We start from the raw sequence: 16186 nt of genomic DNA, 5'->3' as shown, positions 1-16186 counted from the left end.
ATTTAAAAGATCACTATAAATATGAAGATTAATATAGAAGTTTTATTTTACTTCTATGTTTCTAACAGCCGGTTTTTCGGGGATAATTTCTTTTTTAGGAATATCTATGGTTAATATCCCGTTTTCAACTTTTGCTTCGATTTTATCTTTATCTATGTTATCGGGCAGAATCATATTCTGACGGAATTGTGTATAAGAAAATTCCCGGCGCAAATACCGGCCGTTTTTATTTTCATCTTTATGTTCCTCTTTTTTTTCCATAGAAACAGAGATCTGATTATCATCATCGATTCTAATCGAAAAATCGTCTTTAGTCAGTCCCGGAGCAGCAATCTCTACTTTATAATCTTTTTCACTTTCGATAATATTTATGGCGGGAGAAGTTGAATTTGCTTTTTCCATCCATTCGTTTCCAAAGAAATCGTTAAATATTCCCGGAAGCCAATTTTGTGATTTTCTTACAGGCATCATAGTTATAATCTCCTATTCGTTAATTAAACATCTATATTTCTTTGAATCGGGTTTGTAACTCAAATTCGCTTAAATAATTGCAAAGTGTGTGCCATTTGTTTTTGGGACTGTTTTGTCAGAAAAAGTGCCAAATTGTATCTATCTGAATGACAGAATTTACTCAGAATTAAACACTTGAAACATAATGTAGTATAATTTAAAAAGGTTTTCGTTTGAGAAAACTGTTGTTTTGTGTGAAAATAATACACCCTCCAGATAAAGAAAATGTCTGAAGGGTGTATTGAAAAGATTTCTATGAAATTTAAGAGCCTGTCTGAGTTTTACTCAGCCTCTATTTTTTGTATGGCCTTTTCGGCCTCTTCTTTTAACTTATCTGCCTGTTTCTGTGCCTCTTTTACCAATGCTGCAGCAGCAGTTTTCGCACCGATCTTTTCGAGAGGCTTTTGAGCTTTGTCTATCAGTTTTTGCCCTTCTTTCTCTGCAGTTTCTACTAATTTTTTTCCTGCTGCATCGGCTTGTTCTCTTAAAGCGGCGATACGTTCTTCTTTATCCTTTCCGGTAAGTTTAGTCAGTTGACTGTTTACGGCTGTTTTTACGGCATTGTTGATCATTTCTTTAGTGTCGAGTTTGATCTCGGGCTTTGAAAATGTACCTCCGATAGTTGCCGTTACATTACTGATATATCCGCCAGTAGCAGATTCGGGAAGTGCGATTTTTGCGGTGTAGTCGATACTCTGATCTAAACCGGTTGTTCCGCTTAGATTCATACTGATATTACCCATTTTTATATTAAAAGGATCGGTTTTTAATAGTCCGTTTTCGATTGTAAATGGTATTTTTATATCTTTAGCTTCGATGTTTTTAAGTTTATCATTTTTCAATAATGTGGCAATCTTGTCAAAAACTTCGAGGTTTTGTACATGAATATCATTGGATTGTAGAACCCCTTTAGCCGTCAGTGACATTAATTCGGGGCTCATAGTGTTATCCAAAGGGGTCTTTAAATCAAGATTTACAGAGTAGTTACCTCCTGTTTTTGCAAAAATTGGGACGATCTTTTGGATCATATCCAATTGTTTGAACGTTTCTTCGAAAGAAGCTTTCTGGATATTCAGTCCAAAATTTACCATAGGCCGGTTTTTATTCTCGGCGGTACTATATGATCCGGTTGCTGATATAGATCCATCAAAGGCATTAAAATTTAGAGGATTCATTCGAACGACCCCATTTGAAACAGATAGATTTCCGTTGATATTATTGATTTCGATTTTTTGGAAAATGACTTTTTTAAGGTTTGCTTTAAGCGACAAATCCAAATTTTTAGGAACTTCTATAACACTCATGGTTGTCGTGTCTGTTGTTACTTCGGTTTCTGTACTTGTCTCTTCAGTGTCACTTATAAAATCATTTAAGTTCAGATATGAAGAATTTAAAGAAAGGTTGCCTTTTAAAGTTTCATTTTTCAAAAAATAGGGTAGGTAGTTAGATAAAGAGCCTTTTGCCTGTAAATCGTTTTTCCCGATATTTACGTCCATTTCATTTAAAGACATAGCTTTGGGGCTGATCGTTGCAGATGCTTTCTTTAATGTTATGGCAGGGATTCCAGGAGTTGTAAAATTCATATTGCTTATAGAAATATTCCCTTCACCTTGTATATTTTGATATTTTTCTTTTTCAATATCCGACATTTTACCCGCAAAACTTAATGTGGTCGTCAGTATTCCGCTTAGTTTTATCGAGTCTCCTAAAGGATATACCTCTTTAATCATATCCAGATTCAGAGTTCCATTTGCTGTTGCTTTAAAATTCAGATCAGATACGGGAGTCGATGCGTTTAATGTCAGCTTGAACGGGTTTTCTGCCATTTTAAAACTGAGATTATCTATATTGATAGTAGTTAAGTCGGCATTGCCTCCCGGATTTTCTGCAGAAATATAGATGTTGATATTGTCAATTGCTTTGGGCATACCGGCATAATTGATCATGCCGTCTTTGACGTTTAATAAAAATGAAAATTGTGGTAATAGGTCTCCGGTCATTTTGCCTTTGGCTGCAGCTTTAAAGTCTAATGCACCTTTAGCAGTTAATGACTCGAAATTGTTTTGATAAATGCCGGGAATGAGAGAAAGAATGTCTTTGAACTCTATTTTTGGACTATTTAAACGTATATCCATGTCCATATCATTTTCGAGAAGTGCTATCCAGCCGTCGAGATTCAACTCGATTGCATTAAGTCGAAGTTTGTTTTCATCAAATGTGAATTTGTTATTTACCAAATCAGCCAGAACTTTCATGTCCATTTCAAATTCTGCGTTTTTGAGATAAGGGACAGCTCCTGATATAAAATCTATATTTTGGGTTGTCATGTGACAATCAATCGATGTTGATTCGGTACTCATATCTCCCGATAGTTTCAAGTTCAGTTTCTGAGTATAGAATTCCATTTTAGAAGCGTCATCTATGTATGCAATACGTCCGTCTTCTATGGTGAATTTTTTTAATTTAAGAGCGAAAGATGAGCTGGACGAAGTCGTGTCTGTTGCAACAGTCGTTGTTGTGTCTGGTTTCATTATGTCCCAGTTTACATTTCCATTCGCTAATTTGACTGCTTTTACCTGCGGTTTTTCCAGAATGATATGGTTTATTTCGATTCCTTTATCACCGAACAGACTCATTATATTAACGGCGATGTCTATCTCCTTTGCAGAGACAAGAGTGTCTTTCTCGAAATCACCGATACCCGTAAGAGATAATTGTTGCAACTCGATAGAGGCTTTCGGAAAATGAGAAAAGAAACTGAGGTTCAGATCGGCAAATTCGAGCTTGGCGTTCAGCATGTTATTTGCCTCTTTTTTCACTATCTCCAATATCTTGCCTTTAAAAGCAAAAGGGAGAACGAGCATGATAACCAAGATTGTACCTATGACTATCCCGGTAATTTTTAAACCTTTTTTTACTTTTGTATTCATACCCAAATGATTTATTTGTTATGTTTTCTTTCTCTTATTTCTTCTGCAATGCTCCAGAAACGACCGGCTGTTTCTATTTCACCGAGTTTAGAAAATGTATCTCCGAGCCGGTCGTGCAAAGTCGCATTTTGTGGCTTTAGTTTTACTGCTTTCAGAAAATCGCTTGATGCACCTTCATAATCTTCAAGTTTGTATCGTAGTTTGCCTCTGTTATAGAGAGCTTTAAAATATAACGGACTTAACCGTACAGCTTCGTTGAGACATTGTGCTGCTCCAGATAAATCATCAGCATCCATTAAGGTAACACCTTTTCGTACCCAAGCGTCGAGCAGTAACGGATCAAGAGCCAATGCCTTGTCAAAATTAGCGAGAGCAGCCCTGGTGTCATGAGCCTTCGTAATACACTCATTACCGAGTAAATAATATTCGTATGCATACTTTTTTAATGTTTCCCGGCGTTCATGATCTCGTTGTTCGAGAGTTTTTATACGTTCTTTTAATTCTGTGATAATACTTAATTTTTTTCGGATCAATCGCTTTACTTCCGGTTTTTCAAGATCATATCTGAGATGTATAGCCTCGAACAAAGCCGTAAGACTTCCGTCAAAATCATCCTTGTCGAATTGTTTGGCTGCAGTATGATAAAGCCTGTCGGCTTGTGCCAGTTTCATCGATTGTTCGATAAGGCGAGGATTGTTGAAATTTTGGCTGAAGTGGATGATTTCTGGTTTTATAAAAATATCGCTTCTTGATATTCTTTTTTTCAAGATTATTCCGTCAAGAGATGTACAACGGCTTAGTGCCACATAAGTTTGACCTCCGGCAAAAGCGCCTCCGCTAAAATCTATAATGACATGGTTGAACGTGAGACCCTGACTTTTGTGTACGGTTATGGCCCAAGCCAGACGCATGGGATATTGGATGAAAGAGCCTAGCTCTTCTTCCTCGATTCTTTTCTTTTTTTCATTATACGAATAACGTATATTGCGCCATGAATCACGCGCAACTTCGTGCTCTTCTCCGTTTTCAAGCAATACATATATTTTCCCGTCTTCGCTAATCGAGGAGATAATTCCGAGAGTACCGTTTACCCAGCGATGGTCATAGTCGTTTTTGATAAAAATTATTTGTGCACCCTCTTTGAGAATCAACTCTTTTAATGTAGGAAGACTTGATTCGGGGAAATCGCCTTTTATTTCTCCCTTGAATACAAATTCTTTTCCGTCAAGATCTGCGAGATGTTTGTCATTAATGTAATCGACGTTGTCTCTTCTTGTTGCCAGAGTAATAGAAAAATCTTCCTGCTGTGGTATAAAATTAGGATTATATCGGCTATTAAGTATTTTCAGATCGTTATCGTCTGTTGTGTTGGTTCGAATTCTGTCGAGAAGATTTACAAATGTTATGTCGGTTTGTCTATATACTTTCTTTAGTTCGATCGGGACGAGACTTATCTCTTTAAATACTCGTGCCGAGAAAAAATAAGAATTGGGATAAAAACGATTCAATATGTCTCGTGCATCTTGGGTGACTACCGGTTCGAGCTGATAGATATCTCCTACAAACAAAAGCTGTTTTCCTCCGAAAGGCAGACGCATATTACCGGAATAGATTCGAAGCACACGATCTATAAAATCGATCATATCGGCACGTACCATAGATATTTCGTCTATGATAATGAGTTCGACTTCTTTGATTAGCTTACGATGCGATTTTCTATATTTTAAAAATTCAAAAATACGTCCTTCCGTTAAACTTAGATCCGGATCATCCGGTAAAATAGGACGAAACGGCATTTTAAAAAAAGAATGTATTGTACTGCCTCCGGCATTGATTGCGGCAACGCCGGTCGGAGCTAATACGATATGCTTTTTATTTGTTTGGTCGCATATATATCGCAAAAAAGTAGATTTTCCCGTACCGGCTTTTCCAGTTAGGAATACCGATTGCGAAGTATATTGAATCAGGCTTAAGGCATTCTGAAACTCTTGATTGTCGGTATCTATTTGCTGTATATCCACTTTATCACTATTTATAATTCAAAGATAAGAATATTTCCTGATTTTGAATTAAAATCGATAGTGTAGAATTGAATAAGTTTTAGCAGCTTTTTAGAGCCGGTCTAATTTTGTCTGGGTCAAATTTGAGAAAAATCCATATTTTTGTATGTTCTTATTGGACGGGTTCGTGTACAAAACTATTTTTCTTTTGTATTTTTTTGATATGTATCCATATTGCGATGATTGCCATTATAAAAGCAATAGAGTCGGCAACAGGAATACTTGCCCATACTCCGTTTGTTCCGAGATGAATTGGTAAAATCAACAGACACGGAATAAGAAATACCAATTGTCGGGAAAGAGAAAGTAAAATCGAAATTTGTGATTTCCCGATAGATTGGAAAAAATTTGTAATTACGATCTGGCATCCTACGACAGGGAACATAATTGTACATATTCTTAATCCGGTAGTTGCAATGTCGGTAAGCTCGTCATTTGTCGTGAACATAGCTACTATGGCGTGTGGGAAAATTTCATCTAAAATAAACCCGAAAGTCGTAATACATACCCCGGCGATGATTCCGTAGCGAAGAGTTTGTTTTACCCGGTCATACTGTTCTGCCCCGTAATTATATCCGATAATCGGCTGCATTCCTTGAGTCAGTCCCATAACGATCATTACGAAAAATGTGAGCATGCGGTTTACTATACCATAAGCACCGATGGCTAAATCTCCTCCATGACTCAATAAACTGTTGTTTATGATAATCACTACGCCACTGGCGCATACATTCATTAGAAATGGTGATAAACCGATAGATAAAATACTTACGATAATTCGCTTTTTAAGCACATAAGCACCCTTTTGAAAGTGTATAAAACTATTTTTATCCAGAAAATGATGGAGTACCCAGATCATTCCGCAAGTCTGAGAAATGATTGTGGCAAGAGCTGCGCCTTTGATACCCCATTTCAAGACAAAAATAAATATTGGAGCGATGATAATATTCGCTCCTACTGTAAACAATGCGGAAATCATTGCTTTTTTGGGGTATCCGGTAGCCCTCATGATATTATTGAGTCCGATAAATACATAAGTAATCGGTGTTCCGAGAAGAAGCACTCCCATAAAATCTCTGGCATAGGGAAGAGTCTCGGCACTTGCCCCGAAAAATAACAGAATCGGATCAAGAAAATAGAGGGTGACGAGTCCGAACATAATACCGTTGAATATTAACATTAACAGTACATTGTGTAGGACGTATGTCGCTCGTTGCGTATCTTTTTGTCCCATATAAATAGAACTGATCGTAGCACCGCCGACACCTACCAGTACGCAGAATGCGACAATAAGATTCATTAGAGGAAAAGTTATTGCCAGCCCGGCTATTCCTAAAGCTCCGACACCATGCCCTATGAATACGCTGTCGATTATATTATAAAGAGAAGTTACAGTCATCCCTATAATTGCAGGGATAGAATATTGCAGCAAAAGCTTTCCGATAGGCCGCGTTCCCAAAATAAGGGGAGAATTTGATTTTGCCATATAATTTCACAATTATTTAGTGTGGCAAAGGTAGTGATTATTTGTGTAGTCAGTATGCTTTTATTTATTTTGCAGCGTTAAACAAATAAAAGATAAGATAAAATGAATCGTACGATTGCCGCACTATTTGATTTGGATGGAGTAATAGTTGATACAGAATCTCAGTACAGCATATATTGGAATAATGTGGGAGTGAAGTATTTATCTGATCCTGATCGTTTCGGTGATAAAGTAAAGGGAAATACATTGCGTCAGATATTTGAGAAATATTTTTCCGGAAGAGAAGAAATTCAGCAAGAAATTGTTGAAAATCTCGATAAATGGGAACACTATATGTCATACGATTACATTCCGGGTATCTTGGATTTTTTGAATTGCTTACGTAAAAATGATGTAAAAACGGCAATCGTTACAAGTTCTAATGATGTGAAAATGGCAAATCTTTATCGTGAGCATCCTGATATTAAATCATATTTTGATGTAATAGTAACCGCTAATCAGATATCTCGGTCTAAACCTGATCCTGAGTGCTATTTATTGGCGGCGAAGCTATTGGATGCAGATATTCAAAATTGTTATGTCTTTGAAGATTCTTTAGCCGGACTGGCTGCCGGGCGTGCGGCGGGTATGACGGTTGTCGGACTTTCTACGACTTTACCTTTTTCCCGGATAGAAGATAAAGCAGATATTGTAATTTCAGATTTTAGAGAATTTGATTTTGATAAATTGATGTCAATAAAACGCAGTTAGTTTTTAGGCAGGCTTTTGGACTTACATAAATAAATTGCAGAAGCAAGGAGAGACAACAGACAAATCAAAAGAACATACATCCCTGTTGATCCTCCGGTTAGGTCATTGATAATTCCGATGATTAAAGGAATTATTGCTCCACCCGATACGGCCATTATCATTAGTCCTGATATTTCGTTGGCTTTATCGGGACGGTATTGCAAAGCAAGGGAAAGTAATATAGAGAATACGTTTGCACATACTAGTCCGATAATAAAAATAGAAGTCAAGGCAATATATAATTGGGGAAATAACATCATTATAATGAAAATAATTACTCCGGTCGCCATTGTATAGAGATAGATATTTTCTGAGCGATATCGCAGTAACAGTACTGCTCCGATTAGAGATCCTATAATTCGGGCTGTAAAATAAAGACTCGATCCTAACCCCGCTTGTTGTAAAGGAAGTCCGCAACGTGTTTGAAGAAAATCCGGAACATAGACGTTGAGACCCACGTCGATGCCGACAAACGCAAAAAGTGCTAAGAATAGGATCAAAATGTGTCTGTCTTTTAGAAGTTGTAATATGGATAGATAAGAACTTTTTTTTGTGTCGTCGGTATTCCGTTCTGTAACGGGCGATTTATATAGCCATAGAATCCCGATTACGGTGATTACGGCATAAATAGGAAACGTGTTTTTCCAGTTTCCGGTCAGAAGCATAATTGTAGTTACCAGAATAGGACCTATTGCCGAAGAAACAGACCGGAAAAATTGTCCTAAAGTGAGACTGCTTGTAAGCTTGTTTTCCGGAACGACATCCGCTAAAAGAGGGTTGATGGAAGTTTGCATGACCGTATTTCCTATCCCTACCAAAGCAAAAGTCGTCAACATGGCAGGGAATGTATAACCGGTAATCGGGATCGAGAGAGCTATGAGTGTAATTATAAAACTTGCCAGCACACTGTTTTTTCGTCCTATTCGGTTCATTAGCATTCCGGAAGGAACAGCGAGGAAGGCAAAACTTATAAATGCGATTAATGGCAAGAAAGAAGATACGGAATCGCTTAACGAAAAATCTGCTTTTACATAATTAGCGGAAATTCCGACGATATCGACCAGTCCCATGATGAAATATCCGAAAAAGATTCCGGCTACCGTACTTCTGTTTTTTATCTGCATTTATCTTTTTATTTATCGAATTTATTGATTGTTTCCCGAATAGCCGTCAATCTCACTAATAACCCTTCTAATAAATCCAGACGAAGCATATTTGCACCGTCAGATTTGGCTTTTTCCGGTTCGGGATGAGTTTCCATAAATAATCCGTCTGCTCCGGTTGCTATTCCGGCACGGGCGATTGTTTCGATCAGTTGCGGCATTCCTCCGGTAACGCCTGAAGTCTGATTAGGTTGTTGAAGAGAATGTGTGACGTCCAGAATGACCGGATATCCGAATGATTTCATTTCAGGAATTCCTCGGAAATCTACTAATAAATCTTGATACCCGAATGTCGTTCCTCTTTCGGTGATCGCAACTTTTTTGTTTCCGGCATCAATGACTTTTTGAACGGCAAATTTCATTGCTCCCGGAGATAAAAATTGCCCTTTCTTTATATTTACGACACGACCTGTCTCTGCAGCAGCGACTAAAAGATCGGTTTGTCGAGACAAAAAAGCAGGTATTTGCAGTATATCTGCATATTCAGCTGCCATTCGAGCCTCTTCTGCCGAATGTATATCGGTAACAACCGGAATATTGAAAGTTTCTCCCACTTTTCGAAGTATCTTCAATGCTTTTTCATCTCCTATACCTGTAAAAGAATCTATTCTCGAGCGGTTCGCTTTACGATATGACCCTTTAAAAACATAAGGTATATGCAGACGGTCTGTGATCTTTACGATTGTTTCAGCAATATTTAAAGCCATATTTTCGCCCTCGATAACGCAAGGTCCGGCTAAAAGGAAAAAAAGACCAGAATCGGTATGTTTAAGTTTTTCAGTTTGCAGTAACATATCTGTTAAATTAATTGATGGTGCAAATATAGAGGAATAAATGAGAATTTAAGAAAATTATTGATTGATGACATGTATTGTATGACAGGCGACAATTCCGGCTGTCTCGGTACGTAAACGACTATTCCCCAGTGATATGGGTAAAAATCCGTTTTCGATTGCAAGTTCTACCTCTTCCGGGCTGAAATCTCCTTCCGGACCGATCAGTATAAGAGCATTATTTCCCGGTATATATCTTTGTTTTAACAAAATCTTGTCGCTTTTTTCATAACAGTGTGCTATGAATTTTTGCCCCTCAAAAGGACGAGTCACGAATTCCTTAAACGTCGTCATGCCGTTCAATTGAGGCAATGTCGCTTTTATAGATTGTTTCATTGCCGATACCAATATTTTTTCGATCCGTTCGGTTTTCACCTCTTTACGTTCCGAAAAACGGCAGCGGAGCAGGGTAATGGCATTTATACCTATTTCGGTACACTTTTCGGCAAACCATTCGATTCTGTCCATATTTTTAGTAGGGGCAATGGCTATATGTATTTTAATGGGACAGGGGCTTAGCGCTTGAATTTCTTCAACGATTTTTACACCGCATCGTTTGTGATGTGCGAGTGTGATAATTGCCTTATAAAATGTGCCTTTTCCGTCTGTGAGCATAATTTCAGTTCCTTCGGAGAGTCGGAGTACCTTTATGCAATGTTGGGATTCTTCTTCAGGTAATTCTTTGACGGATTTGATGTCCGGAGTATAAAATATGTGCATGAGTTGTATTTTTTTATGATTATCCAATGATCATTCCAACAATTGTGGCAGACATGCAAGAAGCTAAAGTTCCGCATATCATAGCTAAAAATCCGTATCGGGTTAATGTCTTTCGCTGGTCGGGCGCTAATACGCCTATACCTCCGATTTGCATTCCGATAGAGCTGATGTTAGCAAAACCGCACAATGCGAATGTCGCTATAATTATCGATTTTTCTTGAATAAATGTCCCTGCATTTTTCAGTATGTTCAGATCGGCATAGGCGACAAATTCGTTTAATACGATTTTTGTCCCCAGTAAGCTTCCCACATATCCGGTGTCGGCATTACAAACCCCCATGATCCATGCTATGGGGGTAAATATCCATCCGATAAGAGTCTGAAAATTAAATATAACAGGATGCCCTGCCATTTCGGATAACCATCGGTTTAAACCTGTATAGTGTCCTATAAGGTCTCCCAACAGATAATTGAGTAAAGCAACCATAGCTATGAATACAAGAAGTAATGCGGCAACCGTTACGGCAAGTTTTAGCCCTTCTATAGCGCCGTTTGAAATAGCGTCCAGTATGTTTTTCCCTGCTTTATCTCGGGGAATAGAAACTTCGATATGAGAAAGCGGTTCGGTTTGAGGAATTATAATTTTAGAAAAAACGATAGCTCCCGGTGCTGCCATAACAGAAGCTGAAATGAGATATTTGGCAAATTGCAGACGTGCGGTAGGATCATCACCTCCCAACATTCCGATATATGCCGCCATAACACCTCCGGATATTGTCGCCATTCCGACACTCATTACGAGAAACATCTCGGATCGGTTCATAAAAGGAAGATACCGTTTTACCAATATAGGAGCTTCGCACATGCCTAAAAATATATTTCCGGCTACGGTGAGCCCTTCTGATCCGGACAGTCGGAATATTTTACGGATGCACCAGCCGACTCCTTGTACGATTCGCTGTATAATGTTTAGATAATAAAGTAAACTGATAAGCGCAGAGAAAAAAATGAGCGTCGGGAGTACTTGAAAAATAAAAATGTATCCGACTTTGGATGTGTCGAGTAAACCTCCCGCAAGAAATGCTGTCCCTTGTCTGGTAAATTCGAGAATTTTTACAAATATTTTTCCAAGAAATTCAAAGAAAATTTGAAGTGCGGGAATATATAGCATCCCGAATGCCAATAAAATCTGAAGAGAAAGTCCTGTAACGACAATTTTCCAGTCTATTTTTTTTCGGTCCTTGCTTAATAGCCAAGCGATAAAAAGCAGAACGCATATTCCGAGTATTCCTCGTAGTACGGATGTTAATGTAAGTCCTTGTGCAGGAGTTATATACATATTGAATAAGATATTATTGATACCGGCAATATAAAAGAATTAATTTATATTGCCGGTAAATTTATTAAATATTTATTCTTGTTGAAAAGGATTTTATTCAAATTCTTTTGGATTATGCTTATATTTAAATACGATAGCAAATATAATTGCTACGAGCAGAGCATAGGAGGCAAAAACATACCAAGCAGATTGCCACTCGCTTACTTGCGGAATATTGCTGTTGAAATCTACAAAATAATTTACTACGGCCTGAGCTCCGAGAGTCCCTATTGTCGCTCCGAATCCGTTAGTCATGATGACAAACAGTCCTTGTGCACTGGAGCGGATCGATATATCGGTTTCTTTATCGACATATAAAGATCCTGATATGTTGAAAAAGTCGAAAGCGACACCGTAAACAATCATGGAGAGAATAAACATCCATACTCCGTCTCCGGGATTTCCGAGTCCGAATAGTCCGAACCGGAGTACCCATGCCAACATGGCAATTAACATTACCCGTTTAATCCCGAATCGTCGCAGAACAAATGGTATCAATAAGATACATAAAGTTTCTGAAATCTGAGATAGTGAAATTAATATGTTTGCATGTTGTACGCCGAATGTGTCGGCATATTCGGGAATAGAACCGAAACTGCTGATATATGGGTTTGCGAACCCGTTAGTTATCTGCAATGAAACCCCTAATAACATCGAGAAAATGAAAAAGATTGCCATCTTCCTTTGTTTGAACAAAGTAAATGCTCGTAATCCTAAAGCCTCGACCAATGATTTGGTGTTATCCCCTTTACTTGTCGGACAAGCAGGCAGGGTCAGAGCGTATAATGCATATACAACACCGATAAGGGCACATGCAAAGAATTGTCCGTATGTGTCTTGCAATCCCAAAAGATCGACTGTCCACATAGAGCAGATGAAGCCGATTGTACCGAAAATCCGGATGGGAGGGAAATTTTTTATAGTGTCCAATTTTGCTTTGTCGAGTGCGGTATATGCAACGGAGTTGGAAAGGGCTAATGTCGGCATATAAAAAGCTACACTTAGCGAATATAGTGTAAATAAAACCGGAAATTCGACATTTGTTCCATAACTCATTCCGTAATATCCTGCTGCGGCCATGAATGAAGCAGCGAGAAAATGGCTTAGACTCAATAGCTTCTGTGCCGGTATCCAACGATCGGCAATGATACCGAGTATTGCAGGCATAAATAGGGATACAATACCCTGCATTGCATAATACATTCCGATATGTGATGCCTGGTTAATACTTACGAGGTAACTTCCCATAGATGTAAGGTATGCCCCCCAAACAGCGAATTGCAGGAAGTTCATTATGATTAAGCGAAGTTTCACGTTCATAGCACTATTTTTTATGAAATTTAGTGTAGTTAATTGTTTTTCAGGTAAAAATCCGGTCTTGTAAACCGGGATTATTCCGGTATAGGCGGACAATTATCGTACAAAACTAATAAATATTTATTACTAACCTTGTTTCTGTTCCCGTTTTTTTAGTTCTTGTTGAATAAGGGCTGCTTTTTCGTATGCTTCCATACGGACGGCTTCTTCCAAACGTTCTTTTAACTCTTTTGTCGAATAGTCGTTAAGATGTTTACGTTTGACTGTTTTTGTTTCTTCTTTCTTTTTTTCTTTGGGTTCTTCCTGAAATATGATGCCGGCTTCGCTGATAATTTTTTCTGTAGTATAAATGGGTGATTGGGTACGCAAAGCAATAGCAATAGCATCAGATGTCCGTGAATCTATTCTGATTTGGCGAGTTCCGTCATCGAAAAGCAATTCAGATGAGAAAACACCGTCTTCATAGTGATAGACGAAAACTTCACGCAATCGAATTCCGAATCCTTGAGCGAAACTGGCAAACAGATCGTGAGTCATGGGACGAGGAGGAGTTAAATGTTCGAGTCGTATGGCAATAGACTGAGCTTCGGCAGTACCTATTATGATGGGAATACGCCGGTCTCCGTTTTCTTCTGCCAGTACGAGAGCATAAGCTCCATTTTGTATTTGGCTATATGTAATACCCATAACTTTGAGTTTTACCCGGTCATCCATGTTTGTTTGTTTTACTGTTTTATATAAGCAAATATAAATAATTTATTTGTGGATATGAAAACTTTTTTATCGAATGTTCTGTATTGAAAAATGACTGGAGGTATTGTCGATTTATCTTTTGTAAGGTTATCGTGTTTTGTTTATATTTGTAGTTTCGATAGATAATTAAAAAGGGAGATTATTATGTTCTGGGAATTTGTATTAAGATTGTTTGTTGCTGGAATCCTTGGTGCTATTATCGGACTTGAGCGAGAGTATCGGGCAAAGGAAGCCGGATTTAGGACACATTTTCTTGTTTCTTTGGGCAGTGCCCTTATTATGATTGTATCTCAATATGGTTTTCAGAATGTCTTAGGAATGCCGTCGATGAGCCTTGATCCGAGTCGTGTGGCTGCTCAAGTTGTTACAGGTATAGGTTTTATAGGGGCTGGCACGATAATTATACAGCGGCAGTTTGTGCGAGGACTGACTACTGCCGCCGGAATATGGGTTGCATCAGGCATCGGTTTGGCAATTGGAGGCGGAATGTATGGCGTAGGAATTGCGGCGACTTTTTTTACATTATTGGGATTGGAACTGTTGACGGTATTGTTTAAACGTATCGGTTTGCATAGTTCTTTTGTGCAGTTTTCTACCGGACAGCAAGAAAATCTGCAGAAGATAACCAATATGATTGCTCATTCTGAAGGTCGTATAACGAATTATTCGGCCCGCAAAGAATTTCAAGGGGAGCGTCAGGTTTATTGTGTCAGTATGGTGATTAAAACTCGGGATAATGATAAAGAGGGAGATATTTTTACGTTTATCCAGAACCTTCCTGATTTGATGATCGAAAAAATAGAATGATTTTCAGGGTTTGCCTAAATCTTCGAATCCCTTATTTTGTTTCATCACTGTTTTGTTCTAACCACCAGTCGATCATTTTGCGTGCCAGACTTAATTTGTGAGGAAGTTCCGGTAAGTTATCTCGTGTATAAAATGCACCTGAGCTAAGTTCATCATCTTGCAGTTCGATTTTCCCACTTTCATAATCGGCTATGAATCCGACCATTAATCCACTTGGATAAGGCCATGACTGGCTACCGAAATAAGAAATGTTCTTAATCTTTAACTGAGTTTCTTCCATGACTTCTCTGGCGACACACTCTTCGAGATTTTCTCCGGTTTCCAGAAATCCGGCAACCAGACTATTGAATGTCCCTTTGAAATTACGTGCGTGAACTAATAAGATAGAATTTGCTTTTCGAATCAATACCAATATTGCTGTTGAAATGGCAGGGTATAATTCTTTCCCACAAGAAGGACATCGTTTCGTTATGTCATTCTTTAGTTTCATTAAGTTTCCGCATACCGGACAGAACCGGCTGTTTTTGTCCCAATGGAGAATTTCAAAGGCTTTTCCGGCAGTTTTATATGATTCTTGCGGTAGATAATCATAAGATGATCGTAAACCGATCCATTCATATTGTTCCGAGACAGAAATAGGTTTTGTCACTCTGAATGTTTTGGCTTGATGCCCTGGTACAGGTACATTTAAAACAGGAATATCCATTTCTCTTTTTATCGGAGACTCTGGTGCATAGGGTATTTGGTATTTTCCGTTTTTTTTCTCAATTAGTAATTGATCGTTATAAAAGATGAACCAGTATATTTTTTCGTTTGACATAATATGAGTGTTCATTGCTGATTTTCGATTTTGTCGTAAAGTTACGTATTATTATGCAACATTGTATGGGTTATGATTGTTATCGATAGATATAAGTCTGACGAGATTATTTTATCGGAAAATTTAAACAGGCTTTAAGTAAAAGAAAATTATTATGAAAAAAGTTGTAGATAGAGCTTCTTCAAGGGGCTATTTTGATCATGGTTGGTTAAAGACATACCACACTTTCAGTTTTGCAGATTATTATAATCCTACGAGGGTGCATTTCGGAGCATTACGTGTTTTGAATGACGATTGGGTTGCTCCTTCACAAGGATTTGGAGCGCATCCGCATAAAAATATGGAGGTTGTGTCTATTCCTTTGAAAGGAAAACTTCGTCATGGAGACAGTGTTGCAAATACCCGGACAATTACTCCGGGAGATGTTCAGGTAATGAGTACCGGAAGCGGAATTTTGCATAGCGAATATAACGGTAGCGATAAAGAGCCCGTAGAATTTTTGCAAATATGGGTATTTCCGGATAGAGAAAATACACCTCCGGAGTATAATAATTATAATATCAGAGGATTATTGAAAAAAAATGAATTGGCTCTGTTTATATCACCAGACGGTAGCACTC

The 16186-nt window shown here is 38.1% G+C and carries 14 protein-coding genes; 3 read left to right on the top strand and 11 right to left on the bottom strand.

The features are described 5' to 3' along the window. Positions 1–42: 42 nt before the first annotated feature. From AC1WHX_RS04640 to AC1WHX_RS04625, 4 genes are all read right to left on the bottom strand, one after another. On the bottom strand, positions 43–471 hold the full coding sequence (locus AC1WHX_RS04640; protein WP_022600940.1) for an Hsp20/alpha crystallin family protein: 429 nt from the start codon (positions 469–471) through the stop codon (positions 43–45). Positions 472–791: 320 nt separating this feature from the next. Next, positions 792–3440: an AsmA family protein gene (locus AC1WHX_RS04635; RefSeq protein WP_418236174.1), complete on the bottom strand. Its 2649-nt coding sequence runs from the start codon at positions 3438–3440 to the stop codon at positions 792–794. Between the two features lie 11 nt (positions 3441–3451). Then, positions 3452–5461 carry a tetratricopeptide repeat protein gene (locus tag AC1WHX_RS04630; RefSeq protein ID WP_122303559.1) on the bottom strand — a complete coding sequence of 670 codons (2010 nt, stop codon included), beginning with the start codon at positions 5459–5461 and terminating at the stop codon, positions 3452–3454. 151 nt (positions 5462–5612) lie between these two features. After that, positions 5613–6986, bottom strand: a complete 1374-nt coding sequence (locus AC1WHX_RS04625; RefSeq protein ID WP_022600943.1) for an MATE family efflux transporter — start codon at positions 6984–6986, stop codon at positions 5613–5615. A 102-nt stretch (positions 6987–7088) separates the two neighbouring features. On the opposite strand from AC1WHX_RS04625, the gene AC1WHX_RS04620 reads away from it, so the two are divergent. Further along, positions 7089–7736, top strand: a complete 648-nt coding sequence (locus tag AC1WHX_RS04620; RefSeq protein WP_122337310.1) for an HAD family hydrolase — start codon at positions 7089–7091, stop codon at positions 7734–7736. Here AC1WHX_RS04620 and AC1WHX_RS04615 read toward each other — a convergent pair. The 6 genes from AC1WHX_RS04615 to AC1WHX_RS04590 all read right to left on the bottom strand — a co-directional run bounded on the left by AC1WHX_RS04615 (position 7733) and on the right by AC1WHX_RS04590 (position 13900). Continuing rightward, the gene (locus AC1WHX_RS04615; RefSeq protein WP_022600945.1) at positions 7733–8899 is read right to left on the bottom strand and encodes an MFS transporter; all 1167 of its coding nucleotides are present in this window, start codon (positions 8897–8899) and stop codon (positions 7733–7735) included. The two genes, AC1WHX_RS04620 and AC1WHX_RS04615, sit on opposite strands and share 4 nt — an antisense overlap. An 8-nt stretch (positions 8900–8907) precedes the next feature. After that, complete coding sequence (gene kdsA / locus AC1WHX_RS04610; RefSeq protein ID WP_022390436.1) at positions 8908–9732, bottom strand: 3-deoxy-8-phosphooctulonate synthase; 825 nt, start codon at positions 9730–9732, stop codon at positions 8908–8910. Positions 9733–9789: 57 nt separating this feature from the next. Continuing rightward, positions 9790–10491 carry a 16S rRNA (uracil(1498)-N(3))-methyltransferase gene (locus tag AC1WHX_RS04605; RefSeq protein WP_022390437.1) on the bottom strand — a complete coding sequence of 234 codons (702 nt, stop codon included), beginning with the start codon at positions 10489–10491 and terminating at the stop codon, positions 9790–9792. A gap of 19 nt (positions 10492–10510) precedes the next feature. Continuing rightward, a complete protein-coding gene (locus AC1WHX_RS04600) occupies positions 10511–11830 on the bottom strand; it encodes a NupC/NupG family nucleoside CNT transporter (RefSeq protein ID WP_122337309.1) in 1320 nt (439 codons plus the stop codon). A gap of 93 nt (positions 11831–11923) precedes the next feature. Then, a complete protein-coding gene (locus AC1WHX_RS04595; RefSeq protein ID WP_031258488.1) occupies positions 11924–13189 on the bottom strand; it encodes an MFS transporter in 1266 nt (421 codons plus the stop codon). Between the two features lie 123 nt (positions 13190–13312). Beyond that, positions 13313–13900, bottom strand: a complete 588-nt coding sequence (locus AC1WHX_RS04590; RefSeq protein ID WP_022390440.1) for a bifunctional nuclease family protein — start codon at positions 13898–13900, stop codon at positions 13313–13315. A gap of 183 nt (positions 13901–14083) precedes the next feature. Between AC1WHX_RS04590 and AC1WHX_RS04585 the strand changes: the two genes are divergently transcribed. Continuing rightward, the gene (locus tag AC1WHX_RS04585) at positions 14084–14746 is read left to right on the top strand and encodes an MgtC/SapB family protein (protein ID WP_009319300.1); all 663 of its coding nucleotides are present in this window, start codon (positions 14084–14086) and stop codon (positions 14744–14746) included. 31 nt (positions 14747–14777) lie between these two features. Here the strand turns inward: AC1WHX_RS04585 and nudC are convergent, their stop codons facing one another. Beyond that, positions 14778–15581 carry an NAD(+) diphosphatase gene (gene nudC / locus AC1WHX_RS04580; RefSeq protein WP_278716041.1) on the bottom strand — a complete coding sequence of 268 codons (804 nt, stop codon included), beginning with the start codon at positions 15579–15581 and terminating at the stop codon, positions 14778–14780. A 139-nt stretch (positions 15582–15720) separates the two neighbouring features. On the opposite strand from nudC, the gene AC1WHX_RS04575 reads away from it, so the two are divergent. Continuing rightward, positions 15721–16186 (top strand): pirin family protein (locus tag AC1WHX_RS04575; RefSeq protein WP_481228904.1); only part of this gene is annotated, 466 nt, incomplete at its 3' end.

Source organism: Coprobacter sp., assembly GCF_982436375.1.
This window is presented reverse-complemented; position numbering and strand designations above follow the sequence as displayed.